The 22,900-nt window shown below is 41.1% G+C and carries 21 protein-coding genes; 20 read left to right on the top strand and 1 reads right to left on the bottom strand.

Translation table 11 applies throughout. The features are described 5' to 3' along the window. Positions 1 to 275 precede the first annotated feature (275 nt). The 7 genes from N8M09_RS02320 (at position 276) to N8M09_RS02290 (ending at position 8,632) form a co-directional block, all read left to right on the top strand. On the top strand, positions 276 to 932 hold the full coding sequence (locus N8M09_RS02320) for a CBS domain-containing protein (RefSeq protein WP_261063318.1): 657 nt from the start codon (positions 276 to 278) through the stop codon (positions 930 to 932). A gap of 108 nt (positions 933 to 1,040) precedes the next feature. After that, positions 1,041 to 2,136, top strand: a protein-coding gene (gene prfB, locus N8M09_RS02315; protein WP_138337628.1) for a peptide chain release factor 2 whose coding sequence is annotated in 2 segments (ribosomal slippage) — positions 1,041 to 1,112 and positions 1,114 to 2,136 — 1,095 coding nt in all. Because the reading frame shifts where the segments join, the coding sequence is not laid out codon by codon here. Between the two features lie 17 nt (positions 2,137 to 2,153). Next, entirely contained in the window at positions 2,154 to 2,846 is a 693-nt protein-coding gene (gene ftsE, locus N8M09_RS02310; RefSeq protein WP_000022265.1) for a cell division ATP-binding protein FtsE, read from the top strand. Further along, a complete protein-coding gene (gene ftsX / locus N8M09_RS02305; protein ID WP_000625550.1) occupies positions 2,839 to 3,765 on the top strand; it encodes a permease-like cell division protein FtsX in 927 nt (308 codons plus the stop codon). The genes ftsE and ftsX overlap by 8 nt, the downstream gene beginning before the upstream one ends. Positions 3,766 to 3,948: 183 nt before the next feature. Beyond that, positions 3,949 to 6,129 carry a PTS transporter subunit IIBC gene (locus N8M09_RS02300; RefSeq protein WP_261063299.1) on the top strand — a complete coding sequence of 727 codons (2,181 nt, stop codon included), beginning with the start codon at positions 3,949 to 3,951 and terminating at the stop codon, positions 6,127 to 6,129. A gap of 51 nt (positions 6,130 to 6,180) precedes the next feature. Continuing rightward, a complete protein-coding gene (locus N8M09_RS02295; RefSeq protein WP_261063297.1) occupies positions 6,181 to 6,996 on the top strand; it encodes an endonuclease/exonuclease/phosphatase family protein in 816 nt (271 codons plus the stop codon). 292 nt (positions 6,997 to 7,288) lie between these two features. Next, a complete protein-coding gene (locus N8M09_RS02290) occupies positions 7,289 to 8,632 on the top strand; it encodes a DEAD/DEAH box helicase (protein ID WP_261063295.1) in 1,344 nt (447 codons plus the stop codon). A gap of 854 nt (positions 8,633 to 9,486) precedes the next feature. Here N8M09_RS02290 and N8M09_RS02285 read toward each other — a convergent pair. Continuing rightward, complete coding sequence (locus tag N8M09_RS02285) at positions 9,487 to 11,637, bottom strand: LTA synthase family protein (protein ID WP_261063293.1); 2,151 nt, start codon at positions 11,635 to 11,637, stop codon at positions 9,487 to 9,489. A 116-nt stretch (positions 11,638 to 11,753) separates the two neighbouring features. Between N8M09_RS02285 and N8M09_RS02280 the strand changes: the two genes are divergently transcribed. The 13 genes from N8M09_RS02280 (at position 11,754) to N8M09_RS02220 (ending at position 22,775) form a co-directional block, all read left to right on the top strand. Then, positions 11,754 to 12,917, top strand: a complete 1,164-nt coding sequence (locus tag N8M09_RS02280) for a class I SAM-dependent rRNA methyltransferase (protein WP_261063291.1) — start codon at positions 11,754 to 11,756, stop codon at positions 12,915 to 12,917. Further along, positions 12,914 to 13,591, top strand: a complete 678-nt coding sequence (gene aroD, locus N8M09_RS02275) for a type I 3-dehydroquinate dehydratase (protein ID WP_261063289.1) — start codon at positions 12,914 to 12,916, stop codon at positions 13,589 to 13,591. Before N8M09_RS02280 ends, aroD begins: the two co-directional genes overlap by 4 nt. Next, a complete protein-coding gene (locus N8M09_RS02270; protein WP_261063278.1) occupies positions 13,581 to 14,435 on the top strand; it encodes a shikimate dehydrogenase in 855 nt (284 codons plus the stop codon). The genes aroD and N8M09_RS02270 overlap by 11 nt, the downstream gene beginning before the upstream one ends. Before the next feature lie 18 nt (positions 14,436 to 14,453). Then, positions 14,454 to 15,521: a 3-dehydroquinate synthase gene (aroB, locus tag N8M09_RS02265; RefSeq protein WP_261063276.1), complete on the top strand. Its 1,068-nt coding sequence runs from the start codon at positions 14,454 to 14,456 to the stop codon at positions 15,519 to 15,521. 9 nt (positions 15,522 to 15,530) lie between these two features. Next, positions 15,531 to 16,697 carry a chorismate synthase gene (gene aroC, locus N8M09_RS02260; protein ID WP_261063268.1) on the top strand — a complete coding sequence of 389 codons (1,167 nt, stop codon included), beginning with the start codon at positions 15,531 to 15,533 and terminating at the stop codon, positions 16,695 to 16,697. Between the two features lie 9 nt (positions 16,698 to 16,706). Further along, entirely contained in the window at positions 16,707 to 17,810 is a 1,104-nt protein-coding gene (locus tag N8M09_RS02255; RefSeq protein WP_261063263.1) for a prephenate dehydrogenase, read from the top strand. 10 nt (positions 17,811 to 17,820) lie between these two features. Then, the gene (locus tag N8M09_RS02250; protein WP_261063251.1) at positions 17,821 to 17,970 is read left to right on the top strand and encodes a hypothetical protein; all 150 of its coding nucleotides are present in this window, start codon (positions 17,821 to 17,823) and stop codon (positions 17,968 to 17,970) included. 144 nt (positions 17,971 to 18,114) lie between these two features. Then, entirely contained in the window at positions 18,115 to 18,402 is a 288-nt protein-coding gene (locus N8M09_RS02245) for a hypothetical protein (protein WP_261063249.1), read from the top strand. A gap of 53 nt (positions 18,403 to 18,455) precedes the next feature. Continuing rightward, the gene (locus N8M09_RS02240; protein WP_261063247.1) at positions 18,456 to 18,794 is read left to right on the top strand and encodes a YlbF/YmcA family competence regulator; all 339 of its coding nucleotides are present in this window, start codon (positions 18,456 to 18,458) and stop codon (positions 18,792 to 18,794) included. Between the two features lie 91 nt (positions 18,795 to 18,885). Further along, complete coding sequence (gene aroA / locus N8M09_RS02235) at positions 18,886 to 20,169, top strand: 3-phosphoshikimate 1-carboxyvinyltransferase (protein WP_261063240.1); 1,284 nt, start codon at positions 18,886 to 18,888, stop codon at positions 20,167 to 20,169. Next, a complete protein-coding gene (locus N8M09_RS02230; protein ID WP_261063232.1) occupies positions 20,162 to 20,638 on the top strand; it encodes a shikimate kinase in 477 nt (158 codons plus the stop codon). The genes aroA and N8M09_RS02230 overlap by 8 nt, the downstream gene beginning before the upstream one ends. After that, on the top strand, positions 20,635 to 21,483 hold the full coding sequence (gene pheA, locus N8M09_RS02225) for a prephenate dehydratase (RefSeq protein ID WP_261063228.1): 849 nt from the start codon (positions 20,635 to 20,637) through the stop codon (positions 21,481 to 21,483). Before N8M09_RS02230 ends, pheA begins: the two co-directional genes overlap by 4 nt. After that, positions 21,480 to 22,775 carry an LCP family protein gene (locus tag N8M09_RS02220; protein WP_261063219.1) on the top strand — a complete coding sequence of 432 codons (1,296 nt, stop codon included), beginning with the start codon at positions 21,480 to 21,482 and terminating at the stop codon, positions 22,773 to 22,775. Before pheA ends, N8M09_RS02220 begins: the two co-directional genes overlap by 4 nt. The last annotated feature ends 125 nt before the right edge of the window (positions 22,776 to 22,900 follow it).

Genomic DNA, 22,900 nt, shown 5'->3' with positions numbered 1-22,900 from the left:
AGATTACGAAGTAATCATCATTATAGTCCGGGGGACCTTTTTAGTCGGCAGATGAAGATTGCGAAGCAATTCTCATCTGCACTGGAAGGTTAGCTTCTGATAATTGAAATAAAATCGAATGAAGCGTATCTACCCTTCATTCAGGGAGCTCGATTTTAGAGCTCTTTTTGCTAGCTTATTCATACTTTTCTGAATTTTGAAAAAGAAATGTAAGCGTTTGATAGATTTGCAAAAAGATTGTATAATAGGGATAAGAATAGAAAAGGAGAAGTCTCATGGCAGTTAAAGATTTTATGACCCGCAAGGTAGTTTATATTAGTCCAGATACAACAGTATCTCATGCAGCAGATTTAATGAGAGAGCAAGGGTTGCACCGCTTGCCTGTTATCGAAAACGATCAATTGGTTGGTTTGGTGACTGAGGGCACCATTGCCCAAGCCAGTCCATCCAAAGCAACAAGTCTTTCTATCTATGAGATGAATTATCTTCTGAATAAGACAAAAGTAAAAGATGTCATGATTCGCGATGTTGTCACTGTTTCAGGCTATGCGAGTCTAGAGGATGCAACTTATTTGATGTTGAAAAACAAGATTGGTATTCTTCCTGTCGTAGATAATCATCAAGTATACGGAGTTATTACGGACCGTGACGTTTTCCAAGCCTTTCTTGAAATTGCTGGCTATGGAGAAGAAGGTATTCGTGTGCGTTTTGTTACAGAAGATGAAGTCGGTGTCCTCGGAAAGATTGTTTCTTTGATTGTAGAAGAAAATTTGAATATCTCGCATACCGTAAATATTCCGCGTAAAGATGGTAAGGTGATTATCGAAGTTCAAATCGATGGAACGATTGATTTACCAGCCTTGAAAGAAAAATTTGAATCAGAGAATATTCAAGTAGAAGAAATCACGCGTACTTCAGCAAAAGTCTTGTAAGAAGGGAAGCCGGAAGGCTTCTTTTTACGTGTAATAAGGGATTAGAGCAAAAGATGGAAAGAAATGATAAAATATGCTATAATGAAATGATGTAAAAAAGGAGTATTTATGGACATTTCAGTAATTCGTCAGAAAATTGACGCAAATCGTGAAAAATTAGCTTCTTTCAGGGGGTCTCTTTGACCTAGAAGGTCTAGAGGAAGAGATTGCCATCTTGGAAAACAAGATGACAGAACCTGATTTTTGGAACGATAATATCGCGGCCCAAAAAACGTCGCAAGAATTGAATGAATTAAAAAATACCTACAATACCTTCCATAAAATGGAAGAGTTGCAGGATGAAGTCGAAATTTTATTAGACTTTTTAGCTGAAGATGAGTCGGTGCATGAAGAATTGGTAACGCAGTTATCCGAACTTGATAAGATGATGACCAGTTACGAGATGACCTTGCTCTTGTCAGAACCTTATGACCATAATAATGCCATCTTGGAAATCCATCCAGGATCGGGTGGTACTGAGGCTCAGGACTGGGGTGATATGTTACTTCGTATGTACACTCGCTATGGAAATGCTAAAGGCTTTAAAGTGGAAGTATTGGATTACCAAGCAGGAGATGAAGCTGGTATCAAGTCAGTAACCTTATCATTTGAAGGGCCTAATGCCTATGGCCTTCTCAAGTCAGAAATGGGAGTTCACCGTTTGGTCCGTATCTCGCCATTTGACTCTGCCAAACGTCGCCATACCTCTTTCACATCTGTAGAAGTGATGCCGGAGTTGGATGATACAATTGAGGTGGAAATCCGGGAAGATGATATCAAGATGGATACCTTCCGTTCAGGTGGTGCCGGTGGACAAAACGTCAATAAGGTTTCAACAGGTGTGCGTTTGACCCACATTCCAACTGGAATTGTTGTCCAATCAACAGTGGATCGTACCCAGTATGGAAATAGAGATCGTGCCATGAAGATGTTGCAGGCTAAGCTCTATCAAATGGAGCAAGAAAAGAAAGCTGCGGAAGTTGATTCCCTCAAAGGTGAGAAAAAGGAAATCACATGGGGAAGCCAAATCCGTTCTTATGTCTTCACACCTTATACTATGGTAAAAGATCACCGAACTAGCTTTGAGGTTGCTCAGGTAGATAAGGTTATGGATGGGGACCTAGATGGTTTTATCGATGCCTATCTCAAGTGGCGAATTAGCTAAGATAGAAAGGAAGTCACATGTCAATCATTGAAATGAGAGATGTCGTCAAAAAATACGACAACGGAACGACTGCTCTACGCGGTGTTTCGGTCAGTGTTCAACCAGGGGAATTTGCTTACATCGTAGGACCCTCAGGAGCAGGGAAGTCAACCTTCATTCGTTCTCTATATCGTGAAGTAAAAATCGATAAAGGAAGCCTATCAGTTGCTGGTTTTAATCTGGTTAAGATCAAAAAGAAAGACGTCCCGCTTCTACGTCGTAGTGTTGGGGTTGTCTTCCAAGACTATAAACTCTTGCCAAAGAAAACGGTCTATGAAAATATTGCTTACGCTATGGAAGTAATCGGGGAAAATCGCCGTAATATCAAAAAACGTGTGATGGAAGTTTTAGACTTGGTTGGGTTGAAGCACAAGGTTCGTTCTTTCCCAAATGAGCTCTCAGGTGGAGAGCAACAGCGGATTGCGATTGCACGTGCTATTGTAAATAATCCCAAAGTATTGATAGCCGATGAACCAACAGGAAACCTAGACCCGGATAATTCATGGGAAATTATGAATCTCTTGGAACGGATTAACCTACAAGGGACAACTATTTTGATGGCGACTCATAATAGCCAGATTGTAAATACCTTGCGCCACCGTGTCATTGCCATTGAAAATGGCCGTGTCGTTCGTGACGAATCAAAAGGAGAGTATGGATACGATGATTAGTAGATTTTTTCGCCATTTATTTGAATCACTAAAAAGTTTGAAACGAAATGGTTGGATGACAGTGGCTGCTGTCAGCTCAGTCATGATTACTTTGACCTTGGTTGCCATATTTGCTTCTGTTATTTTCAATACAGCGAAACTAGCTACAGATATTGAAAATAATGTTCGAGTGATGGTTTATATTCGCAAGGATGTAGCTGATAATAGCGAGACCATTGAAAAAGAAGGTCAAACTGTTACAAATAATGACTACCACAAGGTATACAATGCTTTGAAGGGGATGTCTACTGTTAAGAGTGTTACTTTTTCAAGTAAAGAAGAACAATATGAAAAATTAACCGAGACAATGGGTGATAACTGGAAAATTTTTGAAGGAGATGCCAACCCACTCTATGATGCCTATATCGTTGATACAAATACGCCAAGTGATGTAAAAACTGTAGCCGAGGATGCTAAAAAAATTGAAGGTGTGTCTGAGGTTCAGGATGGTGGTGCCAATACAGAACGCCTATTCCAACTAGCATCATTTATCCGTGTTTGGGGATTAGTTATTGCAGGACTTTTGATTTTCATTGCAGTTTTCTTGATTTCAAATACCATTCGTATCACCATTATTTCCCGCAGTCGTGAAATTCAAATCATGCGCTTGGTTGGTGCTAAGAACAGTTATATCCGTGGACCGTTCTTACTTGAAGGTGCCTTCATTGGTTTGCTTGGAGCAACTGCGCCATCAGTGTTGGTCTTTATTGTTTATCGAATGGTTTACCAATCTGTCAATAAGTCGTTGGTCGGACAAAATCTGTCTATGATCGCTCCAGAGGTATTTACTCCTCTGATGATTGCCCTATTATTTGTGATTGGAATTTTCATCGGTTCACTGGGATCAGGAATTTCCATGCGCCGATTCTTGAAGATTTAGGTAAACTAGCTACTTTTATGAGGAGATTAAATGATCTCCTTTTTTGCTACAAAAATTTTAGAAAAAAGTGTAATTTTTTTTGTAAAAGCCTTTACAAAAAAAATTAAAGTGGTATAATTAAATCATAAAAGGTGCAAACGTTTTCGTAAAACGTTTGCCTAAATAAAAATAAAGGAGATTTGAATGATGAAAGATACATTCAAAAATGTCTTGTCTTTCGAGTTTTGGCAAAAATTCGGTAAGGCTTTGATGGTGGTTATCGCGGTTATGCCGGCTGCTGGTTTGATGATTTCAATCGGTAAGTCTATCGTAATGATTAACCCAACTTTTGCACCACTTGTAGTTACAGGTGGAATTCTTGAGCAAATTGGTTGGGGGGTTATCGGTAACCTTCACATTTTGTTTGCCCTAGCAATTGGAGGAAGCTGGGCTAAAGAACGTGCTGGTGGTGCTTTCGCCGCTGGTCTTGCCTTCATCTTGATTAACCGTATCACTGGTACAATCTTTGGTGTATCAGGAGATATGTTGAAAAATCCAGATGCTATGGTCACAACTCTCTTTGGTGGTTCAATCAAAGTTGCTGATTACTTCATTAGTGTTCTTGAAGCTCCAGCATTGAACATGGGTGTGTTTGTAGGGATTATCTCAGGTTTTGTAGGGGCAACTGCTTACAATAAATACTACAACTTCCGTAAACTTCCTGATGCACTTTCATTCTTCAACGGGAAACGTTTCGTACCATTTGTAGTTATTCTTCGTTCAGCAATCGCTGCAATTCTACTTGCTGCCTTCTGGCCAGTAGTTCAAACAGGTATCAATAGCTTTGGTATCTGGATTGCCAACTCACAAGAAACTGCTCCAATCCTTGCACCATTCTTGTATGGTACTTTGGAACGTTTGCTCTTGCCATTTGGTCTTCACCATATGTTGACTATCCCAATGAACTACACAGCTCTTGGTGGTACTTATGACATTTTAACTGGTGCAGCTAAAGGTACTCAAGTATTTGGTCAAGACCCACTATGGCTTGCATGGGTAACAGACCTTGTTAACCTTAAAGGTACAGATGCAAGTCACTACCAACAATTGTTAGATACTGTTCACCCAGCTCGTTTCAAAGTTGGACAAATGATCGGTTCATTCGGTATCTTGATGGGTATGATCGTTGCTATCTACCGTAATGTCGATGCTGATAAGAAACATCAATATAAAGGTATGATGATTGCGACAGCTCTTGCAACATTCTTGACAGGGGTTACTGAACCAATCGAATACATGTTCATGTTTGTAGCAACACCTATGTATCTTGTTTACTCACTTGTTCAAGGTGCTGCCTTCGCTATGGCTGACGTAGTAAACCTACGTGTCCACTCATTCGGTTCAATTGAATTCTTGACTCGTACACCACTAGCAATTAATGCTGGTATTGGTATGGATATCGTTAACTTTATCTGGGTAACTGTTCTCTTTGCCGTAATCATGTACTTTATCGCAAACTTCATGATTCAAAAATTCAACTACGCAACTCCAGGACGTAACGGAAACTATGAAACTGCTGAAGGTTCAGAAGAAGCTAGCAGCGAAGTGAAAGTTGCAGCTGGTTCTCAAGCTGTAAACATTATCAACCTTCTTGGTGGACGTGCAAACATCGTTGATGTAGACGCATGTATGACTCGTCTTCGTGTAACTGTAAAAGACGCTGACAAAGTCGGTGATGCAGAACAATGGAAAGCAGAAGGAGCTATGGGTCTTGTCATGAAAGGACAAGGAGTTCAAGCTATCTACGGTCCAAAAGCAGACGTATTGAAATCTGATATCCAAGATATCCTTGATTCAGGTGAAATCATTCCTGAAACTCTTCCAAGTCAAATGACAGAAGCACAACAAAATACAGTTCACTATAAAGGTCTTACTGAGGAAGTATACTCAGTAGCCGATGGTCAAGTTGTTGCTTTGGAACAAGTGAAAGATCCAGTATTTGCTCAAAAAATGATGGGTGATGGATTTGCTGTAGAACCTGCAAATGGAAACATTGTATCTCCAGTTTCAGGTACTGTATCAAGCATCTTCCCTACAAAACATGCTCTTGGTCTTGTGACTGAAGCAGGTCTTGAAGTACTTGTTCACATTGGTTTGGACACAGTAAGTCTTGAAGGAAAACCATTTACAGTTCATGTTGCTGAAGGACAAAAAGTTGCAGCAGGAGATCTCCTTGTCACAGCTGACTTGGATGCTATCCGTGCAGCAGGACGTGAAACTTCAACAGTAGTTGTCTTCACAAATGGTGATGCGATTAAATCAGTTAAATTAGAAAAAACAGGTTCTCTTGCAGCTAAAACAGCAGTTGCTAAAGTAGAATTGTAATATACTTGAGGTTGGAAGCTGTATTCCAACCTCTTATTTTGGGAGAAAAGAATGAAATTTTTAACACTCAATACTCACAGTTGGATGGAAAAAGAAGCTGAGGAAAAATTCCAGATTTTGCTTGAGGATATTCTTGAAAAGGACTATGATTTGATTTGTTTCCAAGAAATCAATCAGGAGATCACTTCGCCAGAGGTGGAGGTTAATGACCTTTATCAAGCTTTGCCAGCAGCTGAGCCTATTCACCAAGATCACTATGTTAGACTCTTGGTTGAAAAGTTGTCTGAGCAAGAGAAAAATTACTACTGGACTTGGGCCTATAACCATATCGGTTATGATCGCTACCACGAAGGTGTGGCTATCTTGTCTAAAACACCTATTGAAGCCAGAGAAATTTTGGTTTCAGATGTGGATGATCCAACAGACTATCATACTCGTCGTGTTGCCTTGGCTGAAACTGTAGTTGATGGTAAGGAACTTGCAGTTGCAAGTGTCCACCTTTCTTGGTGGGATAAAGGTTTCCAAGAAGAATGGGCACGATTTGAGGCTGTCTTGAAAGAATTGAACAAGCCGCTTTTGCTAGCTGGAGATTTCAACAATCCAGCAGGTCAGGAAGGCTACCAAGCTATTTTAGCTAGTCTATTGGGCTTACAAGACGCATTTGAAGTTGCTCAAGAGAAAAGCGGTAGCTATACCGTTCCACCAGAAATTGATGGCTGGAAAGGAAATACTGAACCCCTTCGAATCGATTATGTCTTTACTACCAAAGAGTTAGCGGTGGAAAATTTACATGTCGTATTTGATGGTAACAAGAGTCCACAAGTGAGTGATCACTATGGCTTGAATGCTACTTTAAACTGGAAATAAAGATTGAAAAGAGGTTGGAATCATGAAGTTCCAGCCTTTTTCTGATTAGAAAAGCTACTGGAAATAGACTAATACTCTTCGAAAATCAAATTCAAACCACGTCAACTTCACCTTGCCGTATAGATGTTACTGACTTCGTCAGTTCTATCTGCAACCTCAAAACAGTGTTTTGAGCAACCTGCGGCTAGCTTCCTAGTTTGCTCTTTGATTTTCATTGAGTATAAATAAGTGAGGATACTGAAATGGAATAAAATATGGTATAATTGGTAAGATAGATAGAATCGAGGATATTATGTCATTTACGAAATTTCAATTTAAAAAATATATTAGTGAAGCCTTGCAGGAGTTGAAATTTACAACTCCAACAGAGGTACAAGATAAGTTGATTCCCATTGTCTTGGCAGGCCGAGATTTGGTTGGAGAATCAAAAACAGGTTCAGGTAAGACTCACACTTTCTTGTTACCGATTTTCCAGCAATTAGATGAAGCTAGCGATAGTGTACAAGCCGTGATTACTGCACCGAGTCGTGAGTTGGCTACTCAAATTTACCAAGCAGCCCGTCAGATTGCTACCCACTCAGAAGTGGAAGTTCGTGTGGTTAATTATGTGGGTGGTACGGATAAGGCTCGCCAGATTGAGAAATTGGCAAGCAATCAGCCTCATATTGTTATTGGAACACCAGGCCGTATCTACGACTTGGTTAAGTCTGGTGACCTAGCTATTCACAAGGCCAAGACCTTTGTGGTCGATGAGACAGATATGACCTTGGATATGGGATTCTTGGAAACTGTTGATAAGATTGCTGGCAGCCTTCCAAAAGACCTGCAATTCATGGTCTTCTCAGCGACTATTCCACAAAAGTTGCAACCATTCTTGAAAAAATACTTGTCAAATCCTGTCATGGAGAAAATCAAGACCAAAACGGTCATTTCTGATACCATTGATAATTGGTTGATTTCTACTAAGGGACGTGACAAGAATGCTCAAATTTACCAGTTAACTCAGTTGATGCAACCATATTTGGCAATGATTTTTGTTAACACCAAAACGCGTGCTGATGAGTTACATGCCTACTTGACTGCTCAAGGCTTGAAGGTGGCAAAAATCCATGGAGATATTGCCCCTCGTGAACGTAAGCGAATCATGAATCAGGTGAAAAATCTGGATTTTGAGTACATTGTCGCAACAGACTTGGCGGCGCGTGGAATTGACATTGAAGGTGTCAGTCATGTCATCAATGATGCCATTCCGCAAGACTTATCTTTCTTTGTGCACCGTGTTGGTCGAACTGGACGAAACGGCCTACCAGGTACAGCTATTACCCTTTACCAACCAAGCGATGATTCGGATATTCGTGAATTGGAGAAATTGGGAATCAAGTTTACTCCTAAGATGGTCAAAGACGGGGAATTTCAAGATACTTATGACCGTGATCGTCGTGCTAACCGTGAGAAAAAACAAGATAAACTTGATATCGAAATGATTGGCTTGGTCAAAAAGAAAAAGAAAAAAGTCAAACCGGGTTATAAGAAGAAAATTCAATGGGCGGTTGATGAAAAGCGCCGCAAAACCAAGCGTGCCGAAAATCGCGCTCGTGGTCGTGCAGAGCGTAAAGCAAAACGCCAAACATTTTAATAGTAATTGTTGGAGTACTGAGCTCCAACTTTTTTAATTATGTGACTTTCAGTCCGTCTCGCTCCGTTAGGTGCGAGACAAAAAAACACCCGCTATGCGGGTATGCATCGAAGGTTATACCAAAAAAACTCCAAACGCGATACAATAAAGGTGTTCAAGCCAATTGTAAAGCGAAAGGAGAAAAATATGGCACAAAAGGCTCATAGTTTATCGTACACAAAGTAGAACTGTTGTGTTCACACCTAAGTATAGACGAAAAGTCATCTAAAATCAATATCGAAGTAAGAATCACAAAAAATTTTAAAAAATGGCAATATTTGTTAACAAGGATTTCGTAGTTTGTTATAATGTGGTTGTAAATGATTAAGATTGGTAATCAAAAAATAAAGAGGGGAATGTCATGAATAAGAAATATAACAAGTTTCTATTTTTGTTGTTTATAGTTTATTTATTTGGATATTTTTCAATTTCAAAAAATTTAATTCCTATAATGTGTCTTTTTCAAGTATTTTTGATAGAAAATATATTTAGAGTTCGAAATAGGATTATGCAAATAGGTGAAATTATAATTATTGTTGCTTCTATGATATTATTTATTGATAGTATATTGAGTTTGTAACAAAAGGCTTCTCTATAAAATCAAATTTTCCAGATACCTGCTTAAGGTGATTTATCTTCTCTCTATGCCTTCTCATCTTTATTCTACTATCTACACCACTAAACTTGACAGTCATATATTGCAGGTACAACCTCTCTACCTATAATCTCACAGTTAATCTGAGGCTAGTTTCTTAGTTTGCTCTTTGATTTTCATTGATAAAAAGAAATGCTCCTCCAAGACGGAAGAGCATCTTTTATTGTGATTTTGATTCGGTTTCTGCCGAATCTGGATGGAGTTCTTGGTAACTTGGTGCCTTGAAAAGGTCAGCACTGGTTTTACCTTGTCGTTGGCTAAAGAGACTGGTTGATTGACTACCTTTTTCCTGCTCAATCTTTTGCAGAATTGGCAAAGAATTGAGGTAAGAAATACTTTCTGTATCAACTTTTCCAAGATGATCTGCTTGGTAGAAACGTATTAAATCACCAGTTTGAATCTGGTCGCTGATTTTCAGCTGTTGGCTGGCTGCCTGCCGAACGATTTCTAGTTCAGTCTGAGCTTGTTCATCAAGATTACTGATTTCAAGACCACTTTCAGTATAGTAGGTTCGTCCATCATAACTGGTGTATTTTGGTGTGACGAAGGAATTGGCAGTCCGAAAGGCAACGATTTCTTGATGATCTGGAGACAGAAGGTCTTGCCCAACTTGAAGGAAGGAATTGGACTCAATACCAAGGAGGTGTTCGAGAGTCGGTAAGATATCGATTTGTCCACCGTAGGTATTGATGATTTGCCCCTTTTCATAACCAGGCATGACCACCATAAAAGGCACTCGTTGCAACATGGCATTGTCGTAATTCGACCAGTTCTCAGAAGTCTTTCCAATCAAGGGTGCCAGCTCAGGATTGCGGGAGTTGGAAATGCCATAATGGTCTCCATAGATGACGATGATGGATTTTTCATAGAGGCCACTTTCTTTGAGATAGTCAAAGAAGGCCTTGATAGCACTATCCAGATAGTTAGCTGTTTGGAAGTAGCCGTTGATTGTTTCATCTTTGGTTTTAGCCAATGGGAAACCAAGCTCATCGCCTGTCAGATTGCTAGCATAGGGATAGTGATTGGACACCGTGATATACTTAGTATAAAAAGGCTGCTGTAAATGCTCCAGATATTGGATAGAATCTTTCATCATGATTTTATCATTTAAACCATATTGGAAAGAATTGCTACTGTCTTGCTTGGTGAAGTAGGAAGCATCAAAGAAGTATTGGTAGCCCCATTGTTTGTAGGTCGTATTCCGGTTCCAGAAGGTCCCAATATTACCATGAAAGACTGCACTTGATTGGTAGCCATTTTTTGATAGGATAAAAGGAGCTGCCTGCTGGGTATTGGTACCACCGTAATTGACCATAAAGGAACCTTGGTCAAGTCCAAACAAACCAGTCTCCAGCATGGTTTCCGCATCTGAGGTCTTACCAGCCTTGACTTGGTTAAAGATATTCGAAAAGGCTAGGGTTGATTGCGAATGGTAGAGGGAGTTGAGGAAGGGAGTGACTTCATGCTCAGTTCCATCTATGTTGAGTTTATAGTCCAGTAGGAACTGCTGAAAACTCTCCAAGTGGAGATAAATCACATTTTTTCCTTTGGCCAAGCCAAAATAGTCTGGATTGGGCTTAGCCGAATGCTCTTGAATATAATCTGTAATAGGTTGAAGATCAGTCTCAGAAGCCTTGGCACGTTCCTTGTTTGCACTGTAGGATTGGTTGGCACTATAGCCTAAAAAGGCGGGCAAACTGAGGGCGCGGACAACATAATAATTAGAAAATCCTCTTGATAGGAGATCGGGACGCTCAATTTCAGCCAAGAAAAGATTAGCAGAAAAGAGAAGGGCTGAGAGAGCAGTGATAGCAACACTGGAGCGGAATTTGAAAGGTCTCCTATCCAGCTGGATGAATTTTTTATAGAAAAGGAAAGCCAGCAGTGGGAAATCCATAAAATAGATGAAATCCCAAAAGCGCAGTAACTCTAGTTCTGCAGTACCAACAGACACCTTGCTGACCACCTTCATGGTATTGGCCGTGATAAAGTCGCTAAATTCTCGATAGTAAAAGACGTTGGAATAGAGCCAAATGAATAAAAGGCTATAAATAGCTATACTTAGACCATAAAAGATCTTGGTTGAGCGAGCATAGAGGGCTGAAGCTAGCAGGAGTAGCCCCAAAGGAAGGGGATTGAAAAAGGCGATAAAGGCAAGGTAATTTCCCTGCAACTTGCCCACTTGAATATCTAAATTAAAGTCAACGGCATAGGCTAATAAGGTTTTGAGCCAATAGAGGATTAAAAGGGTTAGGACAAAACCCAGTCTGGTACCGACGGCTTTTTGGATTTTGTTAAAATTGCTTCTCACACATTTACTTCCTAATTTTTTATTAGTATTAGTATACCATTTTTTAAAAGAAGAGTAAAAAAGCAAGGGTAGTTTCTTTTTTGAGAATTGGCTAAAAGTTTGATATAATGGTAGTTATGAATAGAATAAGAGTTAGTAAAAGGGTTGAAAAGAAGCTCGCTAAGGGGCTAGTTTTACTAGAAGCCGGTGATCTTGAGAATGTCAATCTTAAGGATCAGGAAGTAGAAGTGCAGAGTCAGGAAGGAACCTTTCTTGGGACTGCCTACCTTTCTCAGCAAAACAAGGGCTTGGGCTGGTTTGTTAGTAAGGACAAGGTGGCCTTCAATCAAGCTTTCTTTGAAACGCTGTTTAGACAAGCTAAAGAAAAGAGAAGAGCCTACTATCAAGATGATTTGACAACTGCCTTTCGTCTCTTCAACCAAGAGGGGGATGGCTTTGGCGGTCTGACAGTGGATCTTTATGGCGACTATGCTGTCTTTTCTTGGTATAACTCTTATGTTTATCAGATTCGTCAGACCATCTCAGAAGCTTTTAGACAGGTTTTTCCTGAGGTTTTAGGAGCATATGAGAAGATACGCTTTAAGGGTTTGGACTATGAATCTGCCCATGTTTATGGTCAAGAAGCACCTAACTTTTTCACTGTTTTGGAAAATGGTGTCCTGTATCAAGTCTTTATGAATGATGGCTTGATGACAGGGATTTTCCTAGACCAGCATGAAGTTCGCGGTAGTTTAGTGGATGGATTGGCTATGGGTAAATCCTTGCTCAATATGTTTTCTTATACAGCAGCCTTTTCAGTAGCTGCGGCCATGGGAGGAGCAAGCCAGACAACTTCGGTTGACCTAGCTAAACGTTCACGAGAATTGTCTCAAGCACATTTTCAGGCAAATGGGCTCAGCACAGACGACCATCGTTTTATAGTTATGGATGTCTTTGAATATTTCAAATACGCTAAGAGAAAAGGCTTGACCTATGATGTGATTGTACTAGATCCGCCTAGCTTTGCTCGGAACAAAAAACAAACGTTCTCTGTGGCCAAGGATTATCACAAGTTGATATCCCAGAGTCTTGAGATTTTAAATCCGGGAGGGATTATCATTGCCAGTACCAATGCTGCCAATGTTTCCCGCCAGAAATTTACAGAACAAATTGATAAAGGCTTTGCAGGAAGAAGTTACCAGATTTTAAACAAATACGGTCTTCCAGCAGATTTCGCCTATAATAAAAAAGATGAAAGTAGTAATTACCTCAAGGTGATTAGTATGAAGGTTAGTAAATGAAATTAATCGTTTCAGTAATGCCAAGAAGTTTAGAGGAGGCCCAGGCTCTTGATGCCACGAGGTATCTGGATGCTGATATCATTGAATGGCGTGCCGACTATCTGCCTAAAGAAGCGATTTTGCAGGTGGCTCCAGCGATTTTTGAAAAATTTGCAGGTCGTGAATTGGTTTTCACGTTGCGAACTCGTCCTGAAGGGGGAGAAATCGAACTGTCTTCTGAGGAGTATGTTCAAATCATCAAGGAAGTGGCTCAACTCTATCAACCAGACTATATTGATTTTGAGTACTATAGCTATAAGGATGTCTTTGAGGAAATGCTGGACTTCCCAAATCTCGTTTTGAGTTACCACAATTTCCAAGAAACACCTGAAAATATGATGGAAATCTTATCAGAGTTGACGAGCCTAAATCCAAAACTTGTCAAGGTTGCGGTGATGGCTCATACGGAGCAGGATGTGCTAGACTTGATGAACTATACACGAGGCTTTAAAATCCTCAATCCTGAGCAGGAATATGTGACCATTTCTATGGGCAAGGTGGGCAAGGTCTCTCGTATCACTGCGGATGTGACAGGTTCTAGCTGGTCCTTTGCTAGTCTGGATGAGGCTAGTGCCCCAGGCCAGATTTCTCTAGCTAGTATGAAAAAAATCAGGGAGATTTTGGATGAAGCTTGATGGCTATACACGTTTAGCTGCAGTTGTTGCCAATCCTATTAAGCATTCTATTTCCCCCTTTATTCACAATAGTGCCTTTGAGGCGACAGCTACCAATGGTGTTTATGTGGCTTGGGAGATTGAAGCGAGTGACTTGGCAGAAACAGTGGCTAATATTCGTCGCTACCAGATGTTTGGTATCAACCTGTCCATGCCTTATAAGGAGCAGGTGATTCCTTATTTGGATGAGCTGAGCGATGAAGCGCGCTTGATTGGTGCGGTCAATACGGTTGTCAATGAGAATGGCAATTTAATTGGATATAATACAGATGGCAAGGGATTTTTTAAGAGCTTGCCTTCTTTTACAATTACAGGTAAGAAGATGACCCTGCTGGGTGCAGGTGGTGCGGCCAAGTCCATTTTGGCGCAAGCTATTTTGGACGGAGTCAGTCAGATTTCGGTCTTTGTTCGTTCAGTTTCGATGGAAAAAACAAGACCTTATCTAGACAAGTTACAGGAGCAAACAGGTTTTAAAGTGGACCTGTATGCTTTAGAAGATGTTTCTGAACTGCAAGAAAGGATTGCCGAGTCGGATTTACTGGTCAATGCTACCAGTGTGGGCATGGATGGTCAATCATCCCCAGTTCCTGAAAGCATCAATTTGCCAGAAACTATCTTGGTGGCAGATATTATTTACCAACCCTTTGAAACACCATTTTTGAAATGGGCTAGGAGGAAGGGCAATCCAGCGGTCAACGGTCTGGGAATGTTGCTCTATCAAGCTGCAGAAGCTTTTCAACTGTGGACAGGAAAGGAAATGCCAATAGAAGAGATTTGGCAGTCCTTAACAGAAAAATACCAATAAAGAAAGGGAGATTCTCCTATGAAAATCAGAATCGATATTCCTCATCATCCTTATGATATTCAGATTGAAAAAGGTTGTCTGGCTCAAGCTGGTCAGTGGTTGCGAGAACTCTGGCAACCACAAAAGGTAGTCATTGTGACAGATAACCATGTAGCTTCTCTTTATGCAGAGAAGTTAAAGCTCAGCCTAGAAGATGCTGGTTTTCAGGTAGCTGTTTTTGACTTTTTAGAAGGTGAAGAAAGAAAGAATTTGACCACTGTTCAGAAAGTCTATGAATTTTTGGTCAAGCAAGGTCTGACCCGCAGTGATGGGATTGTAGCCCTAGGAGGTGGCGTTGTTGGGGACCTGGCTGGCTTTGTAGCCTCTACCTATATGCGGGGTATTCACTTTGTTCAGATTCCGACTAGTTTGACAGCTCAGGTGGATTCTTCTATCGGTGGAAAGACGGGTGTTAACACTCCATTTGCTAAGAATATGGTGGGTACCTTTGCCCAGCCAGACGGGGTTCTGATTGACCCACTTGTCCTTGAAACGCTTGGAAAAAGAGAGTTGATTGAAGGGATGGGGGAGGTTATCAAGTATGGCTTGATTGAGGATCCAGAACTGTGGGCTCTCTTGACGGAGCTGGATGGTTCTGTTGAGAGCATTCTGGAACATGCAGAGGCTTTGATTGAACATTCTTGTCAGGTCAAGCGCAAGATGGTAGTTGAGGATGAGTTGGACAATGGTGTACGCCTTTACCTCAACTTTGGCCACACTATTGGTCATGCCATTGAAGCAACGGCCGGTTATGGCAAGGTCATGCATGGAGAAGCTGTGGCCATGGGCATGGTGCAGATTTCCAAGGTTGCTGAGAAAAAGGGTCTTATGCCAACTGGCATTACCCAGTTCATCACAGCTATGTGTCAGAAATTTGGCTTGCCTGTTGATTATGAAAACTGGGATGTAGATAAGCTTTATCAAGCTTTGACTCATGATAAGAAAGCGCGTGGTAATACCCTGAAATTGGTCTTAGTACCAGAGCTTGGTTCAGCGACCATTCACCCAGTTTCTCTGGAAGAGATGAAAGACTACTTGGTAAAATAAGGAGAGTATATGAGATATTTAACTGCAGGAGAATCACACGGCCCCCGTCTGACAGCTATCATTGAAGGAATTCCAGCTGGACTACCTTTGACAGCAGAGGATATCAATGAGGACCTTAAACGCCGTCAAGGTGGCTACGGCCGCGGTGGTCGTATGAAGATTGAGAGCGACCAAGTTATCTTTACTTCGGGTGTTCGCCATGGGAAGACGACTGGGGCTCCCATTACCATGGATGTCATCAATAAAGATCACCAGAAATGGCTGGATATCATGTCTGCAGAAGACATTGAAGACCGCCTTAAAAGCAAACGAAAAATCACCCATCCTCGTCCCGGTCACGCCGACTTGGTTGGGGGAATCAAGTACCGTTTTGACGATTTGAGAAATTCTTTGGAGCGTTCATCTGCCCGTGAAACCACCATGCGGGTGGCAGTTGGCGCAGTAGCAAAACGCCTCTTGGCTGAGCTGGATATGGAGATTGCCAACCATGTCGTAGTCTTTGGTGGCAAGGAAATCGATGTTCCTGAGAATCTCACAGTTGCTGAGATTAAGGAAAGAGCTGCCCAGTCCGAAGTTTCTATTGTCAACCAAGAAAGGGAACAGGAAATCAAGGACTACATTGACCAAATCAAGCATGACGGTGATACTATCGGTGGAGTTGTGGAGACAGTCGTTGGAGGAGTACCAGTTGGTCTAGGTTCCTATGTCCAATGGGACAGAAAATTAGATGCGCGATTGGCCCAAGCCGTTGTTTCTATCAATGCTTTTAAAGGGGTGGAATTTGGTCTCGGCTTTGAAGCTGGTTACCGTAAAGGTAGCCAAGTTATGGATGAAATTCTCTGGTCTAAAGAAGACGGCTATACTCGCCGCACCAATAATCTAGGTGGTTTTGAAGGTGGTATGACTAATGGGCAACCGATTGTTGTTCGTGGCGTCATGAAACCCATTCCTACTCTCTACAAACCACTTATGAGTGTGGATATCGAAACCCATGAACCCTACAAGGCAACTGTGGAGAGAAGTGATCCGACCGCTCTTCCAGCTGCAGGTGTAGTTATGGAAGCCGTTGTGGCAACGGTTCTGGCGCAAGAAATCCTTGAAAAATTCTCATCAGATAATCTCGAGGAACTAAAAAAAGCGGTAGCCCAACACCGAGACTATACAAAGAACTATTAAGGAGTTCCTATGGCAAAAACAGTCTATATCGCGGGCCTTGGATTGATTGGTGCCTCTATGGCCCTTGGTATCAAACGCGATCATCCAGATTATGAAATTTTAGGTTATAATCGCAGCCAAGCTTCGAGAGATATTGCCTTGAAAGAAGGCATGATTGACCGTGCAACGGATGATTTTGCCAGTTTTGCTCCTTTGGCAGATATCATCATTCTCAGCTTGCCAATAAAGCAAACCATTTCCTTTATTAAGGAGTTGGCCAACTTGGATTTGAAAGAAGGTGTCATTATTTCAGATGCTGGTTCGACCAAGTCAGCCATTGTGGATGCGGCGGAGAACTATTTGGCTGGCAAACCTGTTCGCTTTGTCGGGGCCCATCCAATGGCTGGTAGTCACAAGACAGGGGCTACTTCTGCGGATGTTAATCTCTTTGAAAATGCCTATTATATCTTTACACCTTCGAGTCTGACAGGTCAGGACACGCTTGAGGTAATGAAGGATCTGCTTTCAGGTCTTCATGCTCGTTTTATCGAGATTGATGCCAAGGAGCATGATCGGGTGACTTCTCAGATTAGCCATTTTCCTCATATTCTGGCTTCTAGTCTCATGGAACAGACCGCGGTCTATGCTCAAGAACATGAGATGGCAAGGCGCTTTGCGGCCGGTGGTTTTCGAGATATGACCCGAATTGCGGAAAGCGAGCCAGGTATGTGGACCTCCATTCTCTTGTCCAATCGTGAAACTATTCTGGATCGAATTGAGGATTTTAAGGAACGTTTGGAAGCGATTGGTCAGGCCATTAGTAAGGGAGATGAAGAGCAGATCTGGAACTTTTTCAACCAAGCGCGTGCACAACGTCAGGCCATGGAAATTCATAAACGTGGTGGTGTGGATAGCTCTTATGACCTCTATGTCGACGTTCCCGATGAAGAAGATGTCATCTTGAGGATTTTGGAATTGCTACGTGGAACTTCCTTGGTCAATATTCATATTAACGAGGAAAACCGTGAAGATATTCACGGGATCCTACAAATTTCATTTAAAAATGCTCAAGACTTGGAAAGAGCTGAGCATCTAATAACAGAAAATACAGACTATACAGTCGTCATCAAATAAGGAGAAAATTATGCCTAAAATAGAGCTTAGATTTATATTTGGTGTTATCTTTATTTCTTTTATCTCACTTAGAGCTTACGCTGTTAAAAAAGATGTGAAAACTACTTCAGAAGAAAGTGTTGAGACAAAAAATGAACGATCCAACAAGGAAATAAGTTAAGAGAAAACCAATTCAAAGTATGTAGACGATAGAATTATTAATGGGTTTATCAATAGCTATAATCAAAATTCTAATAGCCCATGAGAAAATATCAAAAAAGGAAATATAAAAATAAAATATTTCGCATTAAGCTACGGATATTACTTGGAGCTTTTACATGCAAATGATACTGATAAAATCAATGTAACAATAAATCAGACAAATGAAAATAGTGAATCTGGTGTTGCAGGAATGAAAGAAGTATTTCATGATATTGTTAAATCGATTGAATCATCCTTATCTGATGATGAGATAGATAACTATTTTGATAATCTTATGTCAAATGAAATAAAAATAGGTTCTAATTTAGGAACTTTGAAGATAGAGTATATACCAGATAAGGAATTAAGCAATGGACATTCAAGAGGTCATATAAAAGTGATTGCACAATAATAAAGACCACAGAGTGATTAGTAATTTTAAAAGAAATAAATAAGGAGAAAATTATGTCAAATATTTACGATAGTGCAAACGAACTCAGTCGCGGTCTACGCGAATTACCAGAATACAAGGCTGTCAAAGCAGCTAAAGATGCGATTTCAGCAGATGCTGAGGCAAGCAAAATCTTTACAGAGTACGTTGCCTTCCAAGAGGAAATTCAAAGACTAGAGCAGACAGGTCAAATGCCAGATGCGTCCTTCCAAGCTAAGATGGAAGGCTTTGGCAAGCAGATTCAGGGGAACAGCCTCTTGTCAGAATTCTTTACCAAGCAACAACAATTGGCAATTTACCTTTCTGACATTGAAAAAATTGTTTTCGAACCAGTTTCAGAATTGCTAAAATAAGAAAATAACTATCCTAAAGTCAGGAATTTTTAAGGAATTTCTGGCTTTTTATGATAAAATAGGTAAAAGTATTGCAAGTATGAGGTCCAGTATGAAACTAAAAACAAACATTCGCCACTTACATGGCAGTATCCGAGTTCCAGGTGACAAGTCTATCAGTCACCGTTCCATTATCTTTGGAAGTTTGGCTGAGGGTGAGACTAAGGTTTATGATATCTTGCGTGGTGAAGATGTCTTGTCAACCATGCAGGTATTTCGTGACCTCGGCGTAGAGATTGAGGATAAGGACGGTGTCGTTACTATTCAAGGTGTTGGGATGGATGGCTTAAAAGCTCCGCAAAATACTCTTGATATGGGAAATTCTGGAACCTCGATTCGCTTGATTTCAGGTGTTCTTGCTGGTTCAGACTTTGAAGTAGAAATGTTTGGCGATGATAGTCTTTCCAAACGTCCTATGGATCGTGTGACGATTCCTCTGAAAAAAATGGGTGTCAGCATTTCAGGGCAGACTGAGAGAGACCTGCCTCCTCTTCATTTAAAAGGGACGAAAAAACTATCATCTATTCATTACGAGTTGCCAATTGCCTCTGCCCAAGTCAAGTCAGCCTTGATGTTTGCGGCCTTGCAGGCTCAGGGGGAGTCTGTTATTATCGAAAAAGAGTGCACCCGTAATCATACTGAAGATATGTTGCAACAATTTGGTGGTCATTTAAGTGTGGAGGGCAAGAAAATCACAGTCCAAGGGCCACAAAAATTGACAGGACAAAAGGTGGTCGTACCAGGCGATATTTCCAGTGCAGCCTTTTGGCTAGTCGCAGGTTTGATTGTTCCAAATTCTCGTGTAGTGCTTAAGAATGTGGGCATCAACGAAACGCGCACCGGTATTATCGATGTCATTCGTGCCATGGGTGGAAAATTGGAAATAACTGAAATTGACCCAGTCGCTAAATCTGCTACCTTAACTGTTGAGTCTTCAGACCTCAAAGGAACAGAGATTAGTGGCGCTTTGATTCCACGTTTGATTGATGAATTGCCAGTTATCGCTCTGCTTGCGACTCAAGCCCAAGGTGTAACAGTTATTAAGGATGCTGAGGAACTCAAGGTTAAGGAAACAGACCGTATTCAGGTTGTGGCAGACGCTTTAAATAGCATGGGAGCAGATATTACTTCTACAGCTGATGGAATGATTATCAAAGGGAAACCAGGCCTTCACGGTGCTAGAGTCAATACGTTTGGTGACCATCGTATCGGTATGATGACGGCTATCGCAGCCCTCTTGGTTGCTGATGGGGAAGTGGAGCTTGATCGTGCAGAAGCCATCAATACCAGTTATCCTAGCTTCTTTGATGATTTGGAGAGCTTGATTCATGGCTAAGGTATTACTAGGATTTATGGGGGCTGGCAAGTCCACTATTGCAAGAGAATTGGACCCAGATTACGTCGATATGGATGCTCTGATAGAGAAACGCCTAGGTATGTCCATTGCGGAATTTTTCTCGGAAAATGGGGAAGAAGCTTTTCGTCAGATAGAGTCTGAAGTCCTAGCTGATTTACTACAAACAAACCAAGTTGTGTCAACTGGTGGGGGAGTAGTCATTTCTCATCGAAATCGTGACTTGCTCAAGACAAATTCTGATAATATCTACCTGAAAGCAGACTTTGAAACCCTCTACCAACGCATATCAGCTGATAAGGACAATCAGCGTCCGCTTTTTCTAAATAATAGCAAGGAAAAACTAGCAGCTATTTTCCAAGAAAGACAGGCTTGGTATGAGGAAGTAGCCAGTCGGGTTTTAGATGTGACCAAGTTAAGCCCAGAGGAAATTATAGAGGAACTAAGATGAAAATTGCTTATCTAGGTCCCAAGGGATCATTTTCACACCACGTTGTGCAGACAGCTTTTCCTCATGAGGAATTGCAGGGTTTTGCCAACATTACAGATGTCATCAAGGCCTATGAGCAAGGCTTGGTGGACTATTCTGTGGTGCCAGTTGAAAATTCTATTGAGGGTAGTGTTCATGAAACCTTGGACTACCTTTTTCATCAGGCTCGCATTCAAGCAGTTGCAGAAATCGTTCAGCCTATTCATCAGCAGTTGATGGTGGTTCCAGGTCATACTAAGATTGAAAAGATTTTTTCACATCCACAGGCCTTGGCTCAAGGAAAGAAATTCATCGATGAACAGTATCCAGAGGCACAAATCGAGGTGACTGCTAGTACTGCCTATGCGGCCCGCTTTATTTCCGAACATCCAGACCAGCCTTATGCAGCAATTGCACCAAGAAGTTCTGCAGAAGAATATGGCTTGGAACTGATTGCTGAGGATATTCAGGGAATGGAAGCCAATTTCACACGTTTCTGGGTTTTGGGAGCTGAAGATGTAGCCATTCCCTTGCAAGCACAAAGTGAAAAAATGAGTTTGGCCTTGACCTTACCTGACAACCTTCCGGGCGCACTTTATAAGGCCCTGTCGACCTTTGCTTGGCGAGGGATTGACCTGACAAAAATTGAAAGTCGTCCACTCAAGACAGCACTGGGTGAATACTTTTTCATTATCGATGTAGACTATACTGATAAGGACTTGGTTCACTTTGCCCAAAAAGAACTAGAAGCGATTGGAATCCAGTATAAAGTTCTGGGTGCCTATCCTATTTATCCAATATCAGACCATGGAAAGGTGAGAAGATGAGTAAAGAAAATCCCTTAAGCCACCACGAGCAGTTACGTTATGACTATCTCTTTAAGAATATTCATTACCTCAATGAGCGAGAAAAAAAAGAGTTTGCTTACTTGCAAGACAAATTAAATAGGGCAAGTAGTGACGCTCCCTCAGAAAGTCAGGAATTGACAGAGGATTATAGAAAGACAAGTGCTAACACTTCGATTCCTTCTTATAATAGCCGTAGTCGTTCTGAGAGATATCAGAAAATCAATTCTCTTCCAAAGAAAAAAACTAAAAAGCGGAAGCTACGTTGGGGGCGCATTTTTGCAGGATTACTGGCTATCTTAGCTTGTCTAGCATTGGGTATGATTTTTATGTTCTTAAAAGGTTATACCAATGCTAATCCAGATCAAACTACCAATGCCCGAGCAGCTCAAGTAGAAGTCTTTAACGGTCAAGACACAAGAGATGGAGTTAATATTTTGATCATGGGTACAGATGGCCGAATCGGTCAAAATAGTGCTGAGACGCGGACGGACTCTATTATGGTATTAAATGTTGGCGGCTCAGATAAGAAAATTAAGCTGGTCAGCTTCATGCGTGACAATTTGGTTTATATAGACGGTTACAGTCAAGTGATTAACGGTAGAAAACAGACAGATAACAAGTTAAACGTAGCCTATGAGTTAGGAGAACAAGAGGGGCAAAAAGGGGCAGAAATGGTTCGTCAAGTCTTGAAAGATAATTTTGACTTGGACATTAAATACTATGCCTTGGTCGATTTTCAGGCCTTTGCTACAGCGATTGACACACTTTTCCCTGATGGGGTGACAATTGATGCTCAATTTTCAACATTGAATGGGCGCCAACTAACAGAAGCTACAGTCGGAGATGATTTACACGCTACTGAGACTGAGTCTCCAACCCAAACCATCAAAGTCGGAAAACAGCAGATGAATGGCTCGACCTTGCTCAATTATGCTCGTTTCCGTGATGATGATGAGGCGGATTACGGCCGTACCAAAAGACAGCAACAAGTACTGACAGCAGTTCTTCAGCAAATCAAAGATCCAACCAAGCTCTTTACGGGCTCAGAGGCACTTGGCAAGGTATTCGCAATGACCTCAACGAATGTTCCTTATACCTTCCTGTTAACAAATGGCTTGTCTTTCCTAGACGGAGCTCAAAATGGTATTGAAAAATTGACGATTCCAGAACTGGGTGACTGGGTAGATGCCTATGATGTTTATGGAGGCTTGGGCTTGCTTGTCGATCAAAACAAATATCAGAATAAATTATCTCAGATGGGCTTGAGATAAGATAAGACAGAAAAATCAAAGTTTGATAGCTATTTATCTAGCAGTCAGGCTTTGATTTTTTACAGCCTGCAATAGATTTTTACCCCCTATTTGTGGTATAATGAAACGATACGATAGAAAGAATA

Origin of the sequence: Streptococcus mitis, assembly GCF_946190375.1 — a bacterium.
Lineage (GTDB): Bacteria > Bacillota > Bacilli > Lactobacillales > Streptococcaceae > Streptococcus > Streptococcus mitis_CJ.
This window is presented reverse-complemented; position numbering and strand designations above follow the sequence as displayed.

What these genes read in the sequence shown, in the direction of transcription:
- N8M09_RS02320 (WP_261063318.1), top strand. Translation starts at nt 276, where the DNA reads ATGGCAGTTAAAGATTTTATGACCCGCAAGGTAGTTTATATTAGTCCA.
- ftsE (WP_000022265.1), top strand. Translation starts at nt 2,154, where the DNA reads ATGTCAATCATTGAAATGAGAGATGTCGTCAAAAAATACGACAACGGA.
- ftsX (WP_000625550.1), top strand. Translation starts at nt 2,839, where the DNA reads ATGATTAGTAGATTTTTTCGCCATTTATTTGAATCACTAAAAAGTTTG.
- N8M09_RS02300 (WP_261063299.1), top strand. Translation starts at nt 3,949, where the DNA reads ATGATGAAAGATACATTCAAAAATGTCTTGTCTTTCGAGTTTTGGCAA.
- N8M09_RS02295 (WP_261063297.1), top strand. Translation starts at nt 6,181, where the DNA reads ATGAAATTTTTAACACTCAATACTCACAGTTGGATGGAAAAAGAAGCT.
- N8M09_RS02290 (WP_261063295.1), top strand. Translation starts at nt 7,289, where the DNA reads ATGTCATTTACGAAATTTCAATTTAAAAAATATATTAGTGAAGCCTTG.
- N8M09_RS02280 (WP_261063291.1), top strand. Translation starts at nt 11,754, where the DNA reads ATGAATAGAATAAGAGTTAGTAAAAGGGTTGAAAAGAAGCTCGCTAAG.
- aroD (WP_261063289.1), top strand. Translation starts at nt 12,914, where the DNA reads ATGAAATTAATCGTTTCAGTAATGCCAAGAAGTTTAGAGGAGGCCCAG.
- N8M09_RS02270 (WP_261063278.1), top strand. Translation starts at nt 13,581, where the DNA reads ATGAAGCTTGATGGCTATACACGTTTAGCTGCAGTTGTTGCCAATCCT.
- aroB (WP_261063276.1), top strand. Translation starts at nt 14,454, where the DNA reads ATGAAAATCAGAATCGATATTCCTCATCATCCTTATGATATTCAGATT.
- aroC (WP_261063268.1), top strand. Translation starts at nt 15,531, where the DNA reads ATGAGATATTTAACTGCAGGAGAATCACACGGCCCCCGTCTGACAGCT.
- N8M09_RS02255 (WP_261063263.1), top strand. Translation starts at nt 16,707, where the DNA reads ATGGCAAAAACAGTCTATATCGCGGGCCTTGGATTGATTGGTGCCTCT.
- N8M09_RS02250 (WP_261063251.1), top strand. Translation starts at nt 17,821, where the DNA reads ATGCCTAAAATAGAGCTTAGATTTATATTTGGTGTTATCTTTATTTCT.
- N8M09_RS02240 (WP_261063247.1), top strand. Translation starts at nt 18,456, where the DNA reads ATGTCAAATATTTACGATAGTGCAAACGAACTCAGTCGCGGTCTACGC.
- aroA (WP_261063240.1), top strand. Translation starts at nt 18,886, where the DNA reads ATGAAACTAAAAACAAACATTCGCCACTTACATGGCAGTATCCGAGTT.
- N8M09_RS02230 (WP_261063232.1), top strand. Translation starts at nt 20,162, where the DNA reads ATGGCTAAGGTATTACTAGGATTTATGGGGGCTGGCAAGTCCACTATT.
- pheA (WP_261063228.1), top strand. Translation starts at nt 20,635, where the DNA reads ATGAAAATTGCTTATCTAGGTCCCAAGGGATCATTTTCACACCACGTT.
- N8M09_RS02220 (WP_261063219.1), top strand. Translation starts at nt 21,480, where the DNA reads ATGAGTAAAGAAAATCCCTTAAGCCACCACGAGCAGTTACGTTATGAC.